General features: G+C 58.0%; 6 protein-coding genes and 1 tRNA gene. 5 read left to right on the top strand and 2 right to left on the bottom strand.

Features of this window, described 5'->3' with window-relative positions:
* From WA989_RS16635 to WA989_RS16620, 4 genes are all read left to right on the top strand, one after another.
* Nucleotides 1-195, top strand: a 195-nt coding sequence (locus tag WA989_RS16635) for a 3-oxoacyl-[acyl-carrier-protein] synthase III C-terminal domain-containing protein (protein ID WP_424341597.1), incomplete at its 5' end; no start/stop codon positions are given.
* A gap of 49 nt (nt 196-244) precedes the next feature.
* Entirely contained in the window at nt 245-541 is a 297-nt protein-coding gene (locus tag WA989_RS16630; RefSeq protein WP_424341596.1) for an integration host factor subunit alpha, read from the top strand.
* A 12-nt stretch (nt 542-553) separates the two neighbouring features.
* Complete coding sequence (locus WA989_RS16625) at nt 554-1,051, top strand: MerR family transcriptional regulator (RefSeq protein WP_424341595.1); 498 nt, start codon at nt 554-556, stop codon at nt 1,049-1,051.
* Between the two features lie 52 nt (nt 1,052-1,103).
* Nucleotides 1,104-1,180: transfer RNA gene (locus WA989_RS16620), tRNA-Pro, on the top strand.
* Nucleotides 1,181-1,204: 24 nt separating this feature from the next.
* On the opposite strand, the gene glpK is transcribed toward WA989_RS16620, so the two are convergent.
* On the bottom strand, nt 1,205-2,713 hold the full coding sequence (gene glpK / locus WA989_RS16615) for a glycerol kinase GlpK (protein ID WP_424341594.1): 1,509 nt from the start codon (nt 2,711-2,713) through the stop codon (nt 1,205-1,207).
* Between the two features lie 122 nt (nt 2,714-2,835).
* On the opposite strand from glpK, the gene WA989_RS16610 reads away from it, so the two are divergent.
* Complete coding sequence (locus tag WA989_RS16610) at nt 2,836-5,268, top strand: putative bifunctional diguanylate cyclase/phosphodiesterase (RefSeq protein ID WP_424341593.1); 2,433 nt, start codon at nt 2,836-2,838, stop codon at nt 5,266-5,268.
* Between the two features lie 15 nt (nt 5,269-5,283).
* On the opposite strand, the gene WA989_RS16605 is transcribed toward WA989_RS16610, so the two are convergent.
* The coding region (locus WA989_RS16605) for a hypothetical protein (protein WP_424341592.1) at nt 5,284-5,677 on the bottom strand (394 nt) is incomplete at its 5' end.

Here is a 5,677-nt window from a genome sequence, read left to right as displayed (position 1 = left end):
GTCGCTCGGAAAATGGGACTTGATGAAGACAAGGTTGTCTCGACCGTAGGCCTGCACGGCAACACGTCCGCAGCCTCCATCCCCCTCGCTTTTCATACGGCAATCAGCGATGGCAGGATCAAAACGGGCGATCTTGTGTTAAGTGAAGCAATGGGCGGTGGCTTTTCATGGGGCGCCTCTCTCTTCAGGCTGTAATTCTTTCATTAAGAAATCGGCCTTATCTGTTAACCAGAGGAGCTGATCAGTGAGCAACAAAACCATAACACGAGTAGAGCTGGCCGACGCGATCGTTCGCGAAGTCGGTCTCACGCGGCAGGAGTCAGGCGACATCCTGGACCATATGCTCGAAATGATCGGCAAGAGCCTCGAGCATGAGAGTGAAGTGAAGCTGTCCCGCTTCGGCAATTTTGTCGTTCGCAAGAAAGCTGCACGGTCTGGCCGCAATCCGAAAACCGGCGTGGAAGCAAAGATTTCCGCCCGCCGCGTCGTGACGTTCAAACCCTCTCCAATGCTCAAATCAAAGGTCGAAGAAAGCAGTTAGAGAGGACAAGTCATGGCCGCAGCCGCAAAACGCATAGAGAAATCAGCAGACGCTTACCGTTCGATCGGAGAAGCCGCTGATGAACTCGGGCTGCAGCCGCACGTCCTTCGATACTGGGAAGGCAAGTTTACCCGGCATCTCAAACCTCTGAAAAGGCCGGATGGCCGCCGGATGTTCCGTCCTGAAGACATGACAGCGCTCAAGGCGATCCAGTTGCTGGTCCACGAGCGCGGCCTGACACTCAAGGGCGCAGGACAGCTCCTCAACGAGCAAGGCATCGACAAGGTGCTCGCCGGTCAGGCCATTCTGACAGTAGCCGGCGATGAAACGCCAGCAGTCAGTCCGGCGCGTAAACTTCAGGAGAGCGTGAAAGCGGCGTTCGACGCAACAGACGCGGCAGATGCTGCTGTTCCGGACGGTGCTTCGCGGTCCCGGCTTGAAGCCATGCTGTCTGATCTCGAAAACCTAAAACAAAGACTGGATTCAGCCCGGCTCGCACGGGCAGCCTGACGCAGTTTAGCCAATTGCAATCCGGACCCGGCCCCTATAATGAGGCGCAAGTCGGAGCGTAGCGCAGCCCGGTAGCGCACTTGTCTGGGGGACAAGGGGTCGTGGGTTCGAATCCCGCCGCTCCGACCATTTTCCTTTAAAATGAATTCGGTCTCAGGCCCGGTCGAGGCTCGCAAGGAAGAGGGTGGTTTTGACCGCTTTCTGCCAACCGGCAATCAATCCATTACGCTCAGTGCCTTCCATGGCGGGCTCAAATCGGCGCTCGGCTTCCCACAGCGATTCCAATTGATCGAGGCTGGAAAAGACGCCCGCCTGCAGCCCGGCGAGAAATGCGGCGCCTCTTGCCGTGCTTTCAATGATTTTGGGGCGATCGATTGTAATATCCAGTATATCGGCGAGGAATTGAACGAACCAGCCATTGGCGACCATGCCTCCGTCGACCCGGATCCTTTGCGCATCGAGGCCATCCGACCGAAGGGCATCGGTCAGATCAAGCGTCTGATAGGCGACCGACTCCAGGGCAGCACGGGTCAGAATGGCTTTGTCTGTTGATCGAGTAAGGCCGTATATTGCGCCGCGCGCCTCGGCGTCCCAATGCGGCGCGCCGAGGCCGGTAAATGCCGGAACCATATAGACGCCCTCATTGGAGGCCGTTGAACTGGCAAGCATCTCGGTTTCCGAGGCGGAGCCAACGATGCCCAACTGGTCGCGCAGCCACTGCGACACGGCCCCCGCAATAAAGATCGAGCCCTCAAGCGCATACTGAGTCTCGCCGCCGGTACGGCAGGCAATCGTCGAGAGCAGGCGGCTCCTTGATCGCAAAAGTTCACCGCCTGTATTGGCGATCAGAAAGCAGCCGGTTCCGTACGTGCTTTTGACCATGCCCGGGTGCCAGCAGGCCTGGCCGAACGCGGCTGCCTGCTGATCGCCTGCGATGCCCATGATCGGGAGTGATCGCCCAAAGATCGCCGGATCGGTCTCACCAAAAGCGGCACTACTTGGCCGCACTTCCGGCAGCTGGATGTCCTGCAGGCCGAACCATTCCAGAATTTCTTTGTCCCATGCGCCGTCAACGATATTGAAGAGCAGCGTGCGGCTCGCATTGGTTTCGTCGGTGACGTGAAGCCGTCCGCCTGTGAGCCGGTACACGAGAAAACTGTCGACGGTGCCAAAAGCCAAGCGCCCCTTGCTGGCGAGATTGCGGGCCACCTCCGAATTCTTCAGCAACCAGATAAGCTTCGTGCCCGAAAAGTAGGGGTCGAGCGTCAATCCGGTCCGCCTATTGATCTCTTCTTCCAGCCCGCGAGCTCGCAACTCATCGCAGATATCGGCGGTTCTGCGGTCCTGCCAGACAATCGCATTGCCGACCGTTTCGCCTGTATGAGTATCCCAGACCAGCGTTGTTTCCCGCTGATTGGTGATGCCTATAGAGGTAGCCTGTCCCTCGGTTCGAGCCTCCGCCTCAGCGAGCGCCTCCCGCGCCGTCGCCAGCGTTGAGGCCCAGATGTCCGCCGGGTCATGCTCGACCCAGCCAGATTTTGGAAAATGCTGTGGAAACTCTTGCTGGCTGAGCGCGCAAATCTCGCCAGAGGCATCGAAAACAAGAGCGCGGCTCGATGTAGTGCCTTGATCAAGCGTTAAAATTAGCGGTTTCGACGTCATGAAAAGAGCATATCGGGTTTACGTTTGTGGGGCCAGATAGATTAAATTTCACGGGTTCATCTACGCCGATATTCACCCTTTCGCGGTAATCAGAAGAGGTTTCGATCTCATGGGAGCCTGGAATGACGGACCGCGCAAAGCTGGATGAGGATGACACCGGCTCAGTTGCCAATCTGATCAGTGCCGTCGAGATTCCAGACGAGCAGAAGAGCATTGTCCGTGCCAAGCAGCTCGAATCGGTCGGTCGGCTGACACCAATGATCGCGCTGGCCAATCTGGTCAATGCGATGGTCGTCGTGATGTGTTTCTGGAACACGCCAGGAAACCGCCTGATCGGCCTCTGGTGTTTCACCTTCGTCGTCGCCACCGCCATCATGACGTTTGGCCATATGAGGGCCCGCATGCGCAACAGGGCGGCCCCGGCAAAACAGATCTCGCACGAGGCGACCGAAGCTGCAATCGAGCGCTATGCCCGGTTTGCGTCCTTCCTTGGCCTGCTTTGGGGCGTACTGCCCCTTCTGATCATGCCATTTACGGACTCCACCAGCCAGCTTGCCGTCAGCGTCATCATGGCGGGCGTGATGTTTGGCGGTGTCCTTCTGGTTAGCCGCATTCCCGAGGCAGCCAACTCCTTCCTCATCCCGACGACGATCGGTTATATTGTTGGCCTGCAGCTCGGCCAGGACCCGCGCAATGACTTCCTCTCCGTGCTTGCGCTTGTCTACGCCGCTGTTCTGTGGACCTCAGCACGCTGGTCTTACCGTCAGTTTGTTGAGCAGCATCTCAGCAGCGTCGCAGTTGAGCAGCAGGCGCAACTCATCGGCCTTCTCCTGCGTGATTTCGAGGAAAGCACGTCCGATTGGCTCTGGCAGACCGACGAAGCGGGCGAGCTGATCGAAATCCCAATGCCGGCGCTCGGCGAAACGACTGCGTTCGATGCCATGGCGCCGGGCCAGAACCTGGTGTCCTTGTTCCGAACATCCGAAAGCCGAAACATCCTTTCAAAGTCGCTCGAGCGCAAGCAGGGCTTCAGAGACCTCGTTCTTCAGGTGGAAGCTGAAAAAGACGCCTGGTGGTCATTGACCGGCAAGCCGATCTTCGACGAAGCCTATCATTTTGTCGGCTTCAGGGGCGTTGCAAGCGACATAACCCAGTCCAAAGTGATCGAGGACCGTATTGCCTATATGGCGCATTATGATCCTCTGACGGGTCTGCCGAATCGGGCATACCTGCACGAGCACCTCGAAAAAGCCTCGCTTCGCCCGATCAAATCCGGCCATGAACGGGCACTGCTCTGGCTCGACCTCGATAACTTCAAATGGGTGAACGACACGATGGGGCACCCGGCGGGCGATGAGCTGCTCTGCCAGGTCGCCTCACGCCTGAACGATGCCGTGGCTAAGGCTGACGTTGTCGCGCGCCTGGGCGGGGATGAGTTTGCAGCGCTCGTTGAAGTGCAGGACCACGAAACCCTGATGGAGGTTGTGCGGCACACGAGCGATATGCTGAATGAGCCCTACGAAATCTGGGGCTCCATCGTTCATTGCGGTGCCAGTATCGGCGTGCGCCCCATCGAACAGCACAATATGGATATCCAGACGCTGTTGAAACATGCGGACCTCGCGCTCTATCAGGCCAAGGAAGCCGGCAAGCGTACTTGGTGCGTCTTCTCCCAACAGCTGGCAGAGCGTGCCCAGGCGCGGCGGACCATCGAAATCGACCTCAACCATGCTGTCGAGAATTCGGAGCTTAAGCTCTACTTCCAGCCCCAGATTTCAGCCGCATCCGGAGAGATCGTTGGCTGCGAGACCCTTATCCGCTGGGAACATCCGACCCGCGGATTGCTCGGGCCGAATAATTTTATTCAGCATGCGGAAGACAGCGGTATCATTACCCGCCTCGGCGAATGGGCGCTGCGCGAAGCGCTGGCCACCGCGCGCCGCCTGCCGGAGCACATGCACATAGCGGTGAACATCTCACCGCTGCAGATCCACAGCTCCAGCCTGGTGACAACAATCATCAATGCGCTTGGGGCCAATGGAATAGATCCCGCGCGTCTGGAGCTCGAAATCACCGAGTCCGTGCTCATGACGGATACGGACTTTACGCTGAGCCGCCTTAATCAGCTTAAGGACATTGGCCTCAAAATCTCGCTCGATGATTTTGGAACAGGGTTTTCGTCGCTCAGCTATCTGCGTCGGTTCCCGTTTGACCGGCTGAAAATCGACAGGAGCTTCGTTGAGGATATCGACCATGACGAAGACAGCCGCGCCATCACCAAAGCGACGCTCAATCTTGCCAAGGCGCTCAACATGAAATGCACCGCCGAGGGCGTTGAAACCGAGAGCCAGAAACAATTCCTGACGGACATTGGCTGTGACGAATTGCAAGGCTACCTTGTGAGCCGACCGCAGCCTCTGGAAAAACTAGCCCACCTCATCGATCTCAAGCCGATCTCCAGCTTGAAAGCGGTCGCTCCTATCAAGGTAATCGCAAGCAGCAAGGACGACGACCTTCCCGATAATGTTTCTCCCATCAAGAAAGTCGTCGGCTAGGACGCGGGAAGAAATTCAGTTCGGTCCGAAGATCGACCCAAGCGCATCCCTTACCAGTTTTTCGCTTGGATCTCCCTCTTCCTCACTGGCGCCTTCAGCCTCTGCCTCTTCGGAGGCGTTTTCTTCCTCCGGCAGAGGCTCGGCCACCTGGCCACTCTCGCTGGATGGCTGGCTGCGACCCAATGCACCCGAGACGATTGCCCCAAGCTCGTCATCGAGACCTTCTGTCACGCGATCGACGGCGCGGTCACGCAGCTCCCTCTGAAGCGCTGCCCTGACACCTGAGAAGTCAGGCGCAAAGTTCGGTGACGCCCAGTTGCCCGACACGCGGAGGGGAATAGGTATCCCGTTCAACTGCACCGTCGAAGCGGAGCCGGATCCTGCCCGGTCGATCGCCGGCACAAGCCTC

This window comes from Henriciella sp. (assembly GCF_049649345.1).
Classification (GTDB): domain Bacteria; phylum Pseudomonadota; class Alphaproteobacteria; order Caulobacterales; family Hyphomonadaceae; genus Henriciella.
The sequence above is the reverse complement of the archived record's forward strand: the minus strand, read 5'-3'. Positions and strand labels throughout refer to the sequence as shown.

Coding starts and splice junctions, on each gene's coding strand:
- WA989_RS16625 (WP_424341595.1), top strand. CDS start 554: ATGGCCGCAGCCGCAAAACGCATAGAGAAATCAGCAGACGCTTACCGT.
- glpK (WP_424341594.1), bottom strand. CDS start 2,713: ATGACGTCGAAACCGCTAATTTTAACGCTTGATCAAGGCACTACATCG.
- WA989_RS16610 (WP_424341593.1), top strand. CDS start 2,836: ATGACGGACCGCGCAAAGCTGGATGAGGATGACACCGGCTCAGTTGCC.